Below are 15,902 nucleotides of genomic sequence, written 5' to 3' on the forward strand. Positions count from 1 at the left end.
CCATCAAACTTGAGCAAGACGGCTGTTGTTATATTGAACTATAATGGTGAAAAACTACTGCAACAGTTTTTGCCAGGCGTAATCACCCACACGAAACAGGCACGGATTATTGTTGCCGATAACGGCTCAACGGACAAATCAATCGAGCTGATTAAAAATCAGTTTCCATCCGTTGAAATCATTCAGTTGGATGCCAACTATGGTTTTTGCGGAGGATACAACAAAGCGCTCAAACTGGTAAACAGCGAGTACTATGTGCTGCTGAATTCTGATGTTGATGTAACAGACAACTGGCTTGCGCCCATGATGCAGTTGCTGGATGAAAACCCATCGATAGTAGCTGTACAACCCAAAATATTAACCTATCACCAGAAAGATCAGTTTGAATATGCCGGGGCCGGTGGCGGCTTTATCGATTCATGGGGATATCCCTTTTGCCGGGGCCGCATGTTCAACTATACCGAAAAAGACACCGGCCAATACAACGATACACGCGAAGTGTTCTGGGCTAGCGGAGCATGCTTGTTCATTCGCTCAGAAGTATATCACCACCTTGGCGGGCTAGATGAGACATTTTTTGCGCACATGGAAGAAATCGATTTGTGTTGGAAGATTCACCGCATGGGCAAGCAAGTATATTATTGCGGATCAAGCACGGTATTTCATGTTGGTGCAGGCACGCTACCTCGAAACAATCCACGAAAAACCTATTATAATTTTCGCAACGGGCTAAGCCTCATATACAAACATCTTCCTGGTAATCAGCTTTGGTATAAATTACCCATCCGAATACTACTCGATTTTATAGCCGCACTAAAGTTTATACTGGAAGGGCATCATCAAGATGGAAAGGCTGTATACAGGGCAATTCGGGACTTTCTCAACAACAAAAAGGATTTACGAATAGAAAGACAATCTCTCCTCAAGCAATTTTCTCCGTCACTAAGCCAGGTTTATCAGGGCATGGTAATTTTCGACTACTACCTGTTAGGCCGTAAGCATATTTCAGCTAAAAAGCTACCACCTAATAATCCCAAATAGGACTTCTCTTGCGCAAAGACTTGCGCAAATTCATGATAAAGGCCAACCCCAGGTAAATGATAACCGGGGAACCAAACGTGATAAACGAGGCATAAATGAAGAACAACCGGATATGAGATGTGGCAATTCCAAGCTTTTCACCAAGCCTGGTACACACTCCAAAGGTGTATTCTTCAAGATTAAACTGAATTTTCTCCATCAGATTACCCATAAATAATGGCTTTCATCCCTATTAAAGGTCGTTTAACGACTCATTAAACACTTTTACAAATATACGGTTCCCTGAAACCTTTACTAAAGGCCAAAATCTTTATTTTTTGAGTATAATTGCAAAAAAAATCATATAAACGTAGTTTTGCGACTCGCTTAAAAACAACCAAAAATCAAAATCCAATGAGAAAATTACTTTACGCATTCTTGATCGTAGGAGTACTTAGCCTGGCTGGGTGTACCCTCCCCCAGATGGTAAAAATGTCGAAAGAACAGCAACTGACTGTGACCCCCAACCCGCTTGAGGTTCACAAGGACACTGTGGCTTACGACATGGCTGCTAACCTCCCTGTTAAAATGTTGAAAAAGGGTACCACTTATTCGGTAAACTCTTTCTACAAATACGGAGATCAGGAAACTGCCCTCCCTGCTATTGAATTCAAATCTGAGGACTATCCGAATGCCGCAACCGAACAGCCTCGCGTAACACAAAGCTTTGCGTTCCCTTACTCTCCGGCCATGAAGTCGGGCGTATTGCAGGTTGAAGGCGTTGCTTCAAAAGGCACAAAATCAAAGGCCTCTCCACGTATGGATGTAGCTGTTGGTGTAATCACCACTTCCAAACTGGTTAAGCCTGTATCATATGCTTCATATGCTGACCACGGTTACAACAACCAGGAAGAAATTATCCCGGTGGTAATCCCTGATTTCATTTTTGAACAAGGCCGTTCTGTATTGCGTACATCTGAAATAAAAAGTGATAAAGGAAAGCAATTAGATGCTTTCATCGCTTCCAAAAACGTAACTAAGACGGTAACCATTACCGGTACGCACTCACCTGAAGGTGCTGAGCGTATCAACAGCAAATTATCTCCGGATCGTGCTGCTGCGATTGAGAAATTCTATCGCCAGCAAATGAAGAAGTACGACTACCAAGGTAAAGCTGATTCCATTCAGTTTATCCTGAAGCCAGTAGTACGTGAGTGGACTGAATTCCAGACTGCCCTTGCTGCTTACGATGGCATCACTTCTGAAGAAAAAGCTGAGTACCTGAACATCATCAACGGTGGCGGTACTTTTGAAAGCCAGGAGAAACAAATGCAAAAACTGAAGACCTATAAGAAGGTTTTCAAAGATGTTTATCCTAAACTGAGAACGGCAAAAACTGAAATCCTTACCATCAAAGACAAAAAGACTGATGCTGAGATTGCTGTATTATCCAAGCAAATTGCAACTGGTCAGGCTAGTGCTGATGCACTTTCTTTTGAAGAACTGATGTATTCTGCTACCCTTACTCCTTCATTGGAAGAGAAAGCTGCTATCTACGAGGCTGCTACCAAAAAAGGCACCAACTGGAATGCACACAACAACCTGGCTGCAGTTTACATCGCTCAGGCAATCGAAAATCCGTCAAATGCATCTGCTCTTGCCGACAAGGCAAAAGCTCAGCTTGACATTGCTGCTCGTATTAACGCAAATGCACCTGAAGTACATGCCAACCTGGCTTCTGTATCCATGATGCAGGGTAACGCCTATGCAGCGTACAACAGTGCCAACAAGGCATTAAGCAGCGGCTTACGTGGCGATAACGCTGCCGGTGTAAATGGCGTAAAAGGTTCTGCTGCTATTGTAATCGCTCGTTATAGCGAAGCCGTTAGCGCTGAGTCATCTGCTGCCAATACAGCCGACAACCTGTTTAACAAAGGTCTTGCACAGGTTTTGAACAAAGATTATCAAAATGCCCTTACTTCATTTGGTGAGGCTTCACGCCTGAACAGCAACCACGCACTGGCATTCTACGGAGCTGCCGTAGCATCTGCTCGCTTAGGAAATGCTGATGGTGTGATCAGCAATCTGACCAATGCCGTTAAGGTTGATCCTTCACTGAAAGAAGCCGCTTTGACTGACCTTGAGTTCAGCAAGTGGGCTACTAATGAAGCTTTCAGAAACGCCCTTAAATAAGGCTAAAACATATCATTGGATTAAAAACCATCCCGAGGTCTCGGGATGGTTTTTTATTTTGTCAATCACCCCACAGGTACTATTTTTACGCCTGCCTTTGAAGCCCGCCCAATCAGTGGCCGTGTTTGTAAATGGCAATAACCAGTAACGTACTATGCGAGAAATTCAATTCAGAGAAGCCCTGCGTGAGGCCATGAGCGAAGAAATGCGGAGAGACCCAAGCGTTTTATTAATGGGTGAAGAAGTAGCCGAATATAATGGCGCCTACAAGGTTAGCCAGGGCATGCTGGATGAATTTGGACCTGAGCGGGTTATTGACACCCCTATCTCAGAACTCGGATTCACTGGTGTTGGTATCGGTGCAGCCATGAACGGCCTGAGGCCGATTGTTGAATTCATGACCTTCAACTTTTCGCTGGTTGCGATTGACCAAATCATCAACTCTGCCGCCAAAATGTATTCCATGTCGGGCGGACAGTACAACGTACCCATTGTTTTCCGTGGTGCAACCGGTAATGCCGGCCAGTTGGGTGCACAACACTCGCAAAACTTTGAAAACTGGTATGCCAACTGTCCGGGGTTAAAAGTGGTTGTTCCTTCCAACCCATATGATGCAAAAGGATTATTGAAATCTTCCATCCGCGATAACGATCCGGTAATCTTCATGGAATCAGAATTGATGTATGGTGATAAGGGAGAAGTTCCTGCAGAGGAATACCTAATCCCGATTGGTCAGGCTGATATAAAGCGTTCCGGTACAGATGTTACCATCGCCACCTTTGGTAAAATAACCAAGGTTGCTATGGCGGCTGCCGAAGAGTTGGCCAAAGATAACATCTCCGTTGAAGTCGTGGATTTACGAAGCGTCAGGCCGATCGACTACGCAACCATTGTTGAATCCGTAAAGAAAACAAATCGATTGGTTATTGTTGAAGAGGCGTGGCCGTTGGCATCCATCTCAACAGAAATCACCTACCACGTGCAGAAACACGCTTTCGATTATTTAGATGCACCTGTTCACCGCATCACCAATGCGGATGCACCGCTCCCGTATGCACCAACGTTGATTCAGGCCATATTGCCAAACGTGGAGCGTACCGTGAAGGCTGTGAAAGCCGTAATGTACCGCGACTAAAATCTGATTGTTACTTCTGCGAAAGCAGTAAGTTCCAGGCTTCAGCAACTTTACCCGCTTTGAGATATGCTTGTGCATGTTTGTGTACAACCTCATCACCAAGTTGCAAGGCACCCCTATCCTGATCGGTGAGCATGTGATCAGCTACCCCCGGAATTTTTTCTACACCGGCCAATAAAGCCAGTTCATTACCAGTAAGTATTTTACTATTGCGAATAGCTTCCGGAAGGTGATCCATGCCAATTCCAAGTTTGTTTCCCGGCTGTGGCAATTTAAACAGGTTATCGCCAGCTGCACGGCAATACCAGTCACCACCCATACGCGAAACAGCATCCAGCTTAAACGGGTCAATTTTTCCATCATCACCCAGTATCTCATCCTTAATGTGCATGAGTATCACTTCACATACCACAAGGTTTCCAGCCGCTCCCTCTTCACCGGTTTTAATTACCTGCAGCACCTTACATTCAAACGATGCGGGCGACTCACCTACCCGCGGTGGTTTTACCAACGTTGATTTCACTTCTGTAAAACCGGCTTTCACAAATTCGTTAACACCTTTCGGATATTCTGCACTAGCCAGCGACATCTGCTGCACCATATTATAACTTACCATACTAATCACCGTCTCAGGAACCTCCAGCACATTTTCATATGTATTTTTCACCGTGTTATCGCGTCCCCTTCGGGCAGGCGAAAAAACCAGTATGGGCGGATTCGCCCCGAAACAATTGAAAAAACTGAATGGGCTCAGGTTTACATTTCCATCTTTATCAATAGTACTTGCAAATGCAATTGGACGGGGTACTACAGCACTCAGCAGGTAACCGTGTACTTTACTAAAATGAACTTCTTTAGGATCGATTACCATAGCTCACGCTTTAAAGTGCAGGTAAAATTTTTCCTGAACACAATCCAAAACCGATGCGAACGCCATTATTCTCTGCATGTCCACGAAGAATGATAGTATCCCCATCTTCAATAAAAGAACGTTGCGTCTGATCGCTTAGTTGAAGTGGTCTGGAGCCATTCCAGGTTAACTCAAGCAACGATCCGTATGATCCGGGTGAAGGGCCACTGATGGTGCCGGAAGCATACATATCGCCTACCTGAATGTTGCAACCATTCACGGTGTGATGCGCTAACTGCTGATTCACATTCCAATACATGTATTTAAAATTCGAGCGACTGATGGTAACCGGATCATCACCTTCAGGCTGCAATAAAACCTCCAACGCAATATCAAAATTTTTCGCTCCAGAATATTTCAAATACGACAGTACTTCAGGGGATTGTTCGGGGCCCGCAACACGAAAAGGCTCCAGTGCATCCAGCGTAACAATCCACGGAGAAATTGTAGATCCGAAATTTTTTCCAAGAAACGGCCCCAGTGGAACATATTCCCATTGTTGAATGTCGCGTGCTGACCAATCGTTAAACAACACGAAACCAAAAATATGGTTCTCCGCTTCAGCTGTTGATATTGATTGGCCAAGCTTAGTCTCACCACAGGTGATGAAGGCCACCTCCAATTCAAAATCCATTTTGCGTGATGCCGAAAAAACCGGTTGCTCTGAATCCGGAAGCTTGATCTGCCCTTTTGGGCGATGGATGGGCGTACCCGAAACCACGATGGATGACGCGCGGCCATGATAACCGACCGGTAAATGTTTCCAGTTTGGCAGTAGCGCATTCTTCGGGTCACGAAACATGGAACCCACATTGGTAGCGTGCTCTTCACTGCTATAAAAATCCGTGTAGTTTGGTACACGCACGGGCATCAGCATTTGTACTTCTCCAATAGGAACCAAGGCTATTTCCCGTGCGGCTACGTTATCTCGTAATTCATCATTATCGTGTCTTAGTAATTCCGAAATGCGCTCACGAACTTCGCGGCATTTCTTACGACCCAGCGCCATAAAATCATTCAGGTACTTCTGATTGAAAATTCCCGGAGGAAGACCTAGTCCATCGAGGTAGCCATGTTCATGCAAATACACCAGGTCAAGCACATGATTACCGATAGCTACACCGGCCACCGGTGAAAGGTATTTCGTTTTGAAAATTCCGAACGGAAGGTTTTGTATCGGAAAGTCAGATTGAGGCGGCACTTCCACCCAGGACTTTAATTTCGGATCATTCGCTTTAATCATGTCAGATGAGTTTCTGATAACAATAGATATTCAACTGTAAAGAAAGCTTAATTTAGCATCATGACTGAATCGGACATTAAAATACCAGAAGATTTTTTTATCCGGATGAAAGGCTCCTTGCAACGTGCTTTCCCCGACTTTCTGAAAAGTCTGAAAGAGACGTCTCCGATCAGCATTCGTCTTAATCAACATAAAAATTTTTCCAATGAAGGTGAACCGGTTCCGTGGTGCGAAACAGGTCGGTATTTAAAAACACGCCCGACATTTACCCTTGATCCCGCTTTTCATGCCGGAGCCTATTATGTTCAGGAGGCCAGCTCGATGTTTTTGGAACAGGCTATCAAACAACTTGATCTTGATAAAAAGCCGATTCGTATACTCGATTTGTGTGCAGCTCCGGGAGGGAAATCAACGCACCTGGCAGGTTTGCTGCATGAAGACTCTTTACTGGTATCCAATGAAGTTATTCGTACCCGGGCATCCATACTGGATGAAAACCTGACTAAATGGGGAGTTGGAAATATTGTCGTCACCAACAACGATCCGCGCGACTTCGAAAATCTTCCCGGATTCTTTGATGTGATTGTTGTGGATGCACCCTGTTCAGGGGAAGGATTGTTCCGTAAAGATCATGGAGCCATGACGGAGTGGTCGGTGAACAATGTGCAACTCTGCGCTAAACGACAACAACGCATTGTGAGTGATGTATGGCCAGCTCTTAAATCGGATGGTATACTGATCTACTCAACCTGCACCTACAACGCATTGGAGAATGAAGAGAACATGCAATGGCTTGCTGACCAGCATTCACTTGAATCAGTTGCACTAAAACTTGATTCACGTTGGGGAATTGAAGATGTAAAGCATAAAAATATTATTGGCTATCGGTTTTATCCGCATCATGTAATGGGCGAAGGATTTTTTCTCTCGGTTGTACAGAAACGGGAGTCGACCGAACCTTTTTTCATTAATAGAAAAGTAGCACCAACTTCCCCATCAAAAAAAATTCAGGAACAACTATCCCATTGGATTCTTGATCCAGATCAGTTTGCCTTCCATCAACACCAAGATTTGATTTCACTATTCAGCAAAAGTCTGGTGACTGATCATCTTTTTCTCTATCAAAAACTGCGTATCATCAATAGCGGAACCGCAGTAGCTTCTGTAAAAGGTGATAAGTTAATACCCGAACATGCACTGGCATTATCAACACGCATAAACCGGGAATATTTTCAAACAGCTAAACTGAATCAAGCAGATGCACTTAACTTTTTAAGAAAGGTAAATATTCACCTTACGGGTTATAACCGCGGCCATTTATTGGTTACACATCAGAACCTTCCCTTGGGTTGGTTAAACGTACTCGATAACCGATCGAACAACCTGTACCCCAAAGCATGGCGGATTCGAATGGGCAACTCCCCGGTTTAGCGGCCTAAACTTGGAAGCTGCACCCCATACCCTTATTTTTGCACCTGCCTGCCGGCAGGCAGGGTTCAAAATTTTTATAAGCATGTCTTTATCAACCAAATACAATCCTGCTGAGGTAGAGGAAAAGTGGTACACGTACTGGATGGAGAACGGATTCTTTCATTCTGAGCCCGATTCTGAAAAAGAGCCTTTCACCATTGTCATTCCTCCGCCAAACGTAACGGGTGTATTGCACATGGGGCACATGCTCAACAACACCATACAGGATGTATTGATCCGTAAAGCCCGCATGGAAGGCAAGGAAGCCTGCTGGGTACCCGGAACCGATCACGCTTCCATTGCCACGGAAGCGAAGGTGGTGGCTATGCTACGCGAAAAAGGCATAAAGAAATCTGACCTCACCCGCGAAGAATTTTTGAAATATGCGTGGGAATGGAAAGAGAAATATGGCGGCATCATCCTGGAACAATTAAAAAAACTGGGGGCGTCATGCGATTGGGATCGCACCACCTTTACCATGGATCCTACGTATTATGAAGCGGTTATTGATGTGTTTGTTGATTTATACAACAAGGGCTACATCTACCGCGGGTTGCGCATGGTGAATTGGGACCCATTGGGTAAAACAGCCTTGTCGGATGATGAAGTAAACTATAAAGACGTTCAATCGAAGCTATACTACATCAAGTATGCCATCGAAGGTGCATCCAATGTGTTTGTGACCATCGCAACGGTTAGGCCTGAAACCATTATGGCAGATACAGCCATCTGTATCAACCCGAATGACGAACGCTACAAACACTTAAAAGGAAAACGGGCGATTATTCCGTTGATCAATCGTTCCATTCCAATCATTGAAGATGACTATGTGACCATGGATTTTGGTACAGGCTGTTTAAAAGTTACGCCTGCACACGACTTGAATGACTATGAACTTGGAAAGAAGCACAACCTTGAGGTTATAGACATCCTGAATGAGGATGGTTCCCTTAACGAAAAAGCACAAATCCTGATCGGTGAAGACCGGTTTGTAGCCCGTAAAAAAATTGCAAAACTTTTAGAGGAGGGGAATCACCTGGCCAAAGTTGAAGACTATAAAAGCAATGTTGGATTTTCTGAGCGTACCGATGCCGTAATTGAACCGCGCTTATCCTTACAATGGTTCCTGAAGATGGACACCATCACCAAGCCTGCGCTGGAGCATGTAATGAATGATGACATTAAACTCATTCCACCTAAATTCAAGAACACCTATCATCATTGGATGGCTAACGTGCGCGATTGGTGTATATCGCGACAATTGTGGTGGGGGCACCGCATACCTGCCTGGTATAATGAACAAGGGGAATTTGTGGTAGCTAAAACCGAAGAAGAAGCAAAAGAAAAATTTAAAAGTCAGAACAAACCATTCGCATCAATAAAGCAAGATGAAGATGTAATGGACACCTGGTTTTCCAGTTGGATTTGGCCCATTGCCGTATTCGACACTTCTGTATTTAAGGATTCTTCCAGCAAAGGAAACAAAGACCTTAATTATTATTACCCTACGAATGATCTGGTTACTGCACCTGAAATTTTGTTTTTCTGGGTAGCACGCATGATCATTGCGGGTTACGAATACCGCCAGGAGATGCCGTTTAAAAATGTGTACCTGACCGGCATTGTACGCGACAAACAAGGACGTAAAATGTCGAAGTCGTTGGGCAACAGCCCTGACCCGCTCGACTTGATTGCCAACTTTGGAGCGGATGCCGTGCGCACTGGTATGTTGTTTAGTTCACCGGCCGGTAACGATTTGCTTTACGATGAGAAGCTTGTGGAGCAAGGCAGAAACTTTGCCAACAAAATCTGGAATGCATTTCGTTTGGTTAAGGGCTGGACTGTTTCAGATGAGCCGACTCCTGCTGAAAATAAAATTGCCATTGAATGGTTTGAAGCAAGGGTAAACCAAGGACTTACTGAACTCAACGATCATTTTGAAAAGTTCCGGATGTCGGATGCGTTGATGACCATCTACAAATTAATCTGGGATGATTTCTGTTCGTGGTATCTGGAAATGGTTAAGCCGGAATTTGGAAAACCGATTGATGAAGTAACCTATACCAATACGGTTGCATTTTTTGAAACCTTACTAAAAGGACTGCATCCTTTTATGCCTTTTATTACCGAAGAGTTATGGCATGAATTGAAAGATCGTGATGCAAAAGATTGTATTCTTGTTGCCTCATGGCCTAAGGTAAAATCATTCAATGCCAGCATCATTGAGAAGTCGGGCATAGCACAGGAAATCATAACGCAAATTCGTAATGCACGGAGTTCAAAAGGGCTTTCACCAAAAGAACCACTGAAGCTGAACATGGATCCTGCAGTTGATGCCAGCTTAAAAAACTTTCAACCTATTATTGAGAAACTGGGCAACCTGGCTGAAGTACGGATCACAAAAGACAAAGAAGGAAGCGGAACATCTTTTCTGGTAGGGTCATTGGAATTTTTTATTCCATTCGATACAGCCATTGATCATGAAAAAGAAAAAGCAAGCCTGCTGAAGGATTTGGAATATCAACGTGGCTTTTTGAATTCCGTAAGTAAGAAACTGGAGAATGAGCGGTTTGTGAACTCAGCCCCTGCTCACGTGCTGGAAATGGAACGTAAGAAGAAAGCCGATGCAGAAGCTAAGATAAAGGCTCTGGAAGACAGTCTGAACAGACTGGTTTAGTTATAGACTATTGAAGTAGTCAAAAATGTGGACCAAATGAGAAGACTTACCAAATGACAAACCTTTTTCTTTTGCAAAGCTCTCAACCATCTTAAATCTTTCCCCAAAAGCAGATTCTAGAGACCGCTTACCTGACACTTTAATGAGTTCATTGTTTCTACCGTAGTAAAGCATTTCCTTTTTAATTACTTTATCATCTTTACTACCAACATCCAACGCAATATTGTAGTCTGCCCGTTTAATGCTTACAACAATATGCTCTAACAATGGAGTATCACCATCAGACAAAACCTCCAGCAAACCAACAAGCTCTGTTCCTTCGACCTTATAACCTTTTGCACTAATAAAGTATCTTGGATTTGATGTAACTGCATCAAGCCAAACAATACTCTTTATTTTCTCAAGATCTAAAGCCTTAATCGTTCGATTATCGACCTTTACTTCGAGAATGTTACTCTTAAGATCAAAACGAGCTTGGCAGTTCTCAATCAACTTATCGTTGTGCAACAATACAGTCGTTACATTCCACTTTTCATCAATATAGAAATCTCCTATAAGATTAGGCTCCCGTATAGGGATACCATATAGAACTGTATTCGAACCAATAGGACCTCTGGACATGTCATCCAAAGTTGTTTGCGCTCTGATAATCGGAGGAATTGTTCCAGATTTTTGTGCAAAAAGTAAACCTGATAATGGACACAGTAAAATGCAGAGCAGTATTTTCATAATTACACTATTTACAACCTTGCCGCCAGCAACAATTCAATATTCTTAAATTTCATCCCAAACTTACGAGCAACTGCTTCGTTGGTCAGACTTCCTTTAATGGTGTATACACCCTTCATAAACCAGGCATGAGAATAGATCATGGCCTCTACGCCTCCTTCTTCAGCAGCCCGTAGAATAGTGGGCGTAAAAATATTACTCAGTGCTGTTGTTGCGGTATGTGCTACACGAGATGCTACGTTAGGTACACAATAATGAATCACATCATATTTTCTAAAAACGGGTTTCTTCAGGCTTGTAATTTCGGAAGTCTCAATGCATCCGCCCTGATCAATACTCAAATCAATAATAAGTGAATCGGGGCGCATCTTGCTCACCATCTCTTCAGTGATCACTACCCGTGCCCGGCCTTTCTCTGCACGCAATGCTCCAATAACTACATCGGTAGTTTTGAGTGATTCACTCAAGGTCAACGTATCAATGGTTGAGGTATAAACCTGCGAACCAAGTAAATGCTTTATTCTGCGCAGCTTGTACAAGTGGTTATCGAAAATCTGAACCTCTGCACCCATTCCAATAGCCGCACGAGCCGAATATTCAGCCACGGTTCCCGCACCAATAATAACTACTTTGGTTGGCGGCACACCGGTAATACCACCCAAAATAACACCTTTGCCATTATTGGCGGTACTCAGGTATTCCGCTGCAATCAGCATTACGCTACTGCCGGCTATCTCGCTCATAGCACGGATGATCGGCATCCCTCCTACTTTATCTTCAATAAATTCGTATGCCAGGGCTGTAATTTTCTTTTTGAGCATAGCCTGAATCGACTCCACCGGAAGGTGCCCAAGTTGTAACGCAGAGATCAACGTTTGTCCCGGTCGCATATACTCAATCTCTTCAAGCGTGGGCGGCTCAATCTTCAGAATCACATCGGCTTTATAGACTTCTTGTGGTGAATAAACAATTTTGGCTCCTGCTTCACTGTATTGCTGATCGCTGAACTTTGATCCAACCCCAGCTTTGGTCTCTACCCAAATCTCGTGACCATTATTAACAAGCAAAGCAACGGCATCAGGTGTGAGGGTAATGCGATTTTCCTGAAGGGAAATCTCTCTTGGCAATCCCAGAAAAAAAGAATACTTCCCCTTTTTCACGGCCATCAATTGCTCCTGCGGTGCCAGACTGGCACGGGCTAGTGTCTCAAACCCGCTCTTCTTCTTTTCTGCCATGCAATAAAAATTCTATCGTTCGGTGATGTTCATCTTCAACTGAAATTCGTACTTCAGCATATTCCTCAGGTAGTAAGGTCAAAATCTTTTCTGGCCATTCCACAAAACAATACTGGCCGGAATACAAATACTCCTCAGCACCTATATCAAAAACCTCATTTGCCGACTTTAACCGGTATAAATCAAAATGATAAACCCGCTCCCCCGAAGCCGTGATATACTCATTGACCAACGAAAAAGTCGGACTGGCCATCGTATCCACTACTTCCAAAGCCTTTCCAAATGCCTTCACCAATGTGGTCTTTCCGGAGCCCATTTCACCCTGCAACACACACACCCTGCGGGCGCCCATCTGGCTTAACAACACTTTAGCTACTTCATCAAGGCCTGTAGTTGACACCCGGTCAAATACAAGATTTGGTGTAGCCCCATCAGGTTGCATTCTTCGAATTTAAGAAAATTAATGGGATAATCATCTCCTCCAAACTCACTCCACCATGCTGAAATGTATCCTTATAGAAGTTAACATAGTAATTGTAGTTATTCGGATAAGCGAAAAACTGATCCTCGGTGGCAAACACATAGCTGGTAGATACATTCATTTTCGGTAAAAATAATCGCTCGGGTTTGGTAACTTCCATTACTTTGCCCCCTTCATAGCCAAGATTCTTTCCTTGCTTGTAGCGAAGATTTGTGTTCACACTTCTATCACCCACAATTTTGAAGGGGCGCTTTACGCGGATGGTTCCGTGATCGGTGGTGATGATGACTTGAGCCTTGCGCTCCGAAATAGTTTTTAAAATATCCAATAAAGGTGAGTGCAGAAACCACGAACGTGTGATGGAACGATACGCAGACTCATCCGGAGCCAATTCGCGAATCATAGCCATATCGGTTCGGGCATGCGAAAGCATATCCACAAAATTGTACACGATAACATTGAAGTTATTTTGAAAGAGATTGTTCACCGTGTCCGCCAGCGATCGTCCTTCCTCCAAATTTTTGATTTTGTGATAAGAAAACTTTGTGTTAATGTTGTTCCGCTTCAATTGCTTTCCAAGAAACTCATCTTCGAAATTATTCTTTCCTTCGTCTTCATCCTCACCTACCCATAAATCGGGTTGACTTTTAGCCATCTCACTGGGCATCATGCCCGAAAAAATAGCATTGCGTGCATAAGCGGTTGTAGTGGGAAGAATAGAGTAATAGGTTTCTTCATTGGTTACGGTGAAGTAGTCATCAATGATCGGCTCAATCATCTTCCACTGATCAAACCGTAAATTATCAATCACAAACAGAAACACCGGAACTTCTTTGCCCAGTAACGGAAACACTTTCTTCTTCAACAACTGATGCGACAACAACGGCTTATCGGCATTCGCATCGTTGAGCCACTTTTCATAATTCTTGATAACAAACTTGGCAAAGTTGGCGTTGGCTTCAATCTTTTGAGTATCGAACACTTCACTCATATCTTCATTGTCCGACTGATCAAGCTGAAGTTCCCAGTGGACAAGCTTCTTATAAATATCAGCCCATTGTTCATGGTTCATATCGTCCATGAATGCCATGCTGATTTTCCGAAATTCTTGTTGATAGGAAAGATTCGTTTTCTCAATAATAAGTCGCCTGTTGTCAAGTATCTTTTTTACGGAAAGTAAAATCTGGTTGGGATTTAACGGCTTAATCAAATAATCAGCTATCTGCGAACCAATCGCTTCTTCCATGATGTGCTCCTCCTCATTTTTGGTAATCATAACTACCGGAAGATTGGGTTTACTGGCCTTAATCTGATCAAGCGCCTCAAGTCCCGATAGTCCCGGCATGTTTTCATCTAGAAATACCACATCAAAGTGCTTTTCGTTGGCTAGTTCAACAGCATCTGAACCATTATTGATTGGCGTGATATCATATCCCCGCTGTTCCAGAAACAAAATATGGGGTTTCAATAAATCAATCTCATCATCGGCCCACAAAATGCTATATCTTTGCATATCTAAATTTTTACGAAGGTAATTAATCTCAACCGCTCTCTTGAATAAAAAGAAAATAATCAACGATCCTGTTTACGGATTTATCAAGATTCCGGGTGAGTTGATCTTCGATATCATTGAACATCCCTGGTTTCAGCGATTGCGGCACGTGAAGCAACTGGGGCTTACCGACTTCGTTTACCCCTCAGCTCAACATACGCGCTTTCAACACGCCTTAGGAGCCCTCCACCTGATGGGACGCGTACTCGACAGCCTGCGAAGCAAAGGTATTTCCATCAACGACAAGGAGTATGAAGCATCCTTGATTGCCGTGCTCTTGCATGATATTGGTCACGGTCCATTTTCTCATGCGCTTGAAGATTCGTTGCTTACCGGTATCCGACACGAAAGCCTCTCCTACCTGTTCATGCAACAACTGAACAAGCAGTTAAATGGTTCGCTCGACCTGGCATTAAAGATTTTCAGAAACGGATATGAACGAAAGTTCTTTCACCAGTTAATTGCCAGCCAGTTGGATATTGACCGACTGGATTATTTGATGCGTGATTGCTTTTTCAGTGGAGTACCAGAAGGAACCATTGGTGTTGACCGAATTATTGCCATGCTCACGGTACATGATGATCAACTGGTTGTGGAGGAGAAAGGCATCTACAGCATTGAAAATTTTTTGAATGCACGGAGACTGATGTATTGGCAGGTGTACTTACACAAGACAACCGTAAGTGCCGAGCGCATGGTGGTAAACTTGATTAAGCGAGCCCAACACCTGGTTAAGGCTGGTGAGCATGTGCCTGCCAGTGAAGCTTTGCTTTATTTTTTAAAACACAATGCAACGCTGCAGGATTTCAAGGACAAACCCGAAGTACTCAATTATTTCGGCAAACTTGATGATCAGGATATATGGGGTGCTGTTAAATTTTGGTTGAATCACAATGACCAGATTCTTTCAACCTTGGCAACCATGCTCTATCAGCGTAACCTCTTCAGGATTATGCTAAGTAGCCAACCCATACAAAAAACATATGTGGATAAGGTGCGTGAGGAGATTACCAAAACCTACAATACACTTCGATCAGAAACACCTTACTTGTTTTCGCATGGCACCGTGTCGAACGAAGCCTATACAGAAGGACAGAAGATTAACATATTGATGAAAAGTGGCGAAGTACTGGATATTGCCCATGCCTCGGATTTACCCAGTATTAAGGCCATCAGTAAAATCGTTAAAAAAAACTACCTCTGCTGGCCTAAAAATGTATCTTTGTAAACAGTCAAACCCAACTTTCCTGCAACTAA

General features: G+C 43.6%; 13 protein-coding genes. 6 read left to right on the forward strand and 7 right to left on the reverse strand.

The features are described 5' to 3' along the window. The first annotated feature begins 9 nt into the window (after positions 1-9). Positions 10-1,041, forward strand: a complete 1,032-nt coding sequence (locus QY309_11565) for a glycosyltransferase family 2 protein (GenBank protein WKZ58505.1) — start codon at positions 10-12, stop codon at positions 1,039-1,041. Here QY309_11565 and QY309_11570 read toward each other — a convergent pair. Next, positions 1,025-1,252 carry a PspC domain-containing protein gene (locus QY309_11570; GenBank protein WKZ58506.1) on the reverse strand — a complete coding sequence of 76 codons (228 nt, stop codon included), beginning with the start codon at positions 1,250-1,252 and terminating at the stop codon, positions 1,025-1,027. The two genes, QY309_11565 and QY309_11570, sit on opposite strands and share 17 nt — an antisense overlap. 182 nt (positions 1,253-1,434) lie before the next feature. On the opposite strand from QY309_11570, the gene QY309_11575 reads away from it, so the two are divergent. Both QY309_11575 and QY309_11580 read left to right on the forward strand, forming a co-directional pair. Next, positions 1,435-3,213, forward strand: a complete 1,779-nt coding sequence (locus QY309_11575) for a hypothetical protein (GenBank protein WKZ58507.1) — start codon at positions 1,435-1,437, stop codon at positions 3,211-3,213. 154 nt (positions 3,214-3,367) lie between these two features. Next, a complete protein-coding gene (locus QY309_11580) occupies positions 3,368-4,348 on the forward strand; it encodes a pyruvate dehydrogenase complex E1 component subunit beta (protein WKZ58508.1) in 981 nt (326 codons plus the stop codon). Positions 4,349-4,358: 10 nt separating this feature from the next. Here QY309_11580 and QY309_11585 read toward each other — a convergent pair whose 3' ends face one another. Together QY309_11585 and fahA are read right to left on the reverse strand one after the other, a co-directional pair. Further along, positions 4,359-5,219, reverse strand: a complete 861-nt coding sequence (locus QY309_11585) for a flavin reductase family protein (protein ID WKZ58509.1) — start codon at positions 5,217-5,219, stop codon at positions 4,359-4,361. Positions 5,220-5,229: 10 nt separating this feature from the next. Then, the gene (gene fahA / locus QY309_11590) at positions 5,230-6,501 is read right to left on the reverse strand and encodes a fumarylacetoacetase (protein WKZ58510.1); all 1,272 of its coding nucleotides are present in this window, start codon (positions 6,499-6,501) and stop codon (positions 5,230-5,232) included. A 60-nt stretch (positions 6,502-6,561) separates the two neighbouring features. Between fahA and QY309_11595 the strand changes: the two genes are divergently transcribed. Both QY309_11595 and QY309_11600 read left to right on the forward strand, forming a co-directional pair. Further along, a complete protein-coding gene (locus QY309_11595) occupies positions 6,562-7,932 on the forward strand; it encodes an rRNA methyltransferase (protein WKZ58511.1) in 1,371 nt (456 codons plus the stop codon). Positions 7,933-8,014: 82 nt separating this feature from the next. Beyond that, a complete protein-coding gene (locus QY309_11600; protein WKZ58512.1) occupies positions 8,015-10,648 on the forward strand; it encodes a valine--tRNA ligase in 2,634 nt (877 codons plus the stop codon). Here the strand turns inward: QY309_11600 and QY309_11605 are convergent, their stop codons facing one another. From QY309_11605 to QY309_11620, 4 genes are read right to left on the reverse strand one after another with little or no spacing between them, the layout of a single operon-like run. Then, on the reverse strand, positions 10,649-11,377 hold the full coding sequence (locus QY309_11605; protein ID WKZ58513.1) for a hypothetical protein: 729 nt from the start codon (positions 11,375-11,377) through the stop codon (positions 10,649-10,651). Between the two features lie 11 nt (positions 11,378-11,388). After that, positions 11,389-12,612, reverse strand: coding sequence for an alanine dehydrogenase (locus QY309_11610; GenBank protein ID WKZ58514.1), 1,224 nt, complete (start codon positions 12,610-12,612; stop codon positions 11,389-11,391). Continuing rightward, positions 12,584-13,054, reverse strand: coding sequence for a tRNA (adenosine(37)-N6)-threonylcarbamoyltransferase complex ATPase subunit type 1 TsaE (gene tsaE, locus QY309_11615; protein ID WKZ58515.1), 471 nt, complete (start codon positions 13,052-13,054; stop codon positions 12,584-12,586). Before tsaE ends, QY309_11610 begins: the two co-directional genes overlap by 29 nt. After that, positions 13,044-14,606, reverse strand: a complete 1,563-nt coding sequence (locus QY309_11620) for a bifunctional response regulator/alkaline phosphatase family protein (protein ID WKZ58516.1) — start codon at positions 14,604-14,606, stop codon at positions 13,044-13,046. Before QY309_11620 ends, tsaE begins: the two co-directional genes overlap by 11 nt. 40 nt (positions 14,607-14,646) lie before the next feature. Here QY309_11620 and QY309_11625 point away from each other — a divergent pair, with 40 nt between their 5' ends. Next, positions 14,647-15,873, forward strand: a complete 1,227-nt coding sequence (locus QY309_11625; protein ID WKZ58517.1) for an HD domain-containing protein — start codon at positions 14,647-14,649, stop codon at positions 15,871-15,873. The last annotated feature ends 29 nt before the right edge of the window (positions 15,874-15,902 follow it).

Source organism: Cyclobacteriaceae bacterium (assembly GCA_030584025.1).
GTDB lineage: Bacteria > Bacteroidota > Bacteroidia > Cytophagales > Cyclobacteriaceae > UBA2336.

What these genes read in the sequence shown, in the direction of transcription:
- QY309_11600 (WKZ58512.1), top strand. Translation starts at nt 8,015, where the DNA reads ATGTCTTTATCAACCAAATACAATCCTGCTGAGGTAGAGGAAAAGTGG.
- QY309_11605 (WKZ58513.1), bottom strand. Translation starts at nt 11,377, where the DNA reads ATGAAAATACTGCTCTGCATTTTACTGTGTCCATTATCAGGTTTACTT.
- QY309_11585 (WKZ58509.1), bottom strand. Translation starts at nt 5,219, where the DNA reads ATGGTAATCGATCCTAAAGAAGTTCATTTTAGTAAAGTACACGGTTAC.
- QY309_11575 (WKZ58507.1), top strand. Translation starts at nt 1,435, where the DNA reads ATGAGAAAATTACTTTACGCATTCTTGATCGTAGGAGTACTTAGCCTG.
- tsaE (WKZ58515.1), bottom strand. Translation starts at nt 13,054, where the DNA reads ATGCAACCTGATGGGGCTACACCAAATCTTGTATTTGACCGGGTGTCA.
- QY309_11580 (WKZ58508.1), top strand. Translation starts at nt 3,368, where the DNA reads ATGCGAGAAATTCAATTCAGAGAAGCCCTGCGTGAGGCCATGAGCGAA.
- QY309_11620 (WKZ58516.1), bottom strand. Translation starts at nt 14,606, where the DNA reads ATGCAAAGATATAGCATTTTGTGGGCCGATGATGAGATTGATTTATTG.
- fahA (WKZ58510.1), bottom strand. Translation starts at nt 6,501, where the DNA reads ATGATTAAAGCGAATGATCCGAAATTAAAGTCCTGGGTGGAAGTGCCG.
- QY309_11610 (WKZ58514.1), bottom strand. Translation starts at nt 12,612, where the DNA reads ATGGCAGAAAAGAAGAAGAGCGGGTTTGAGACACTAGCCCGTGCCAGT.
- QY309_11595 (WKZ58511.1), top strand. Translation starts at nt 6,562, where the DNA reads ATGACTGAATCGGACATTAAAATACCAGAAGATTTTTTTATCCGGATG.
- QY309_11570 (WKZ58506.1), bottom strand. Translation starts at nt 1,252, where the DNA reads ATGGGTAATCTGATGGAGAAAATTCAGTTTAATCTTGAAGAATACACC.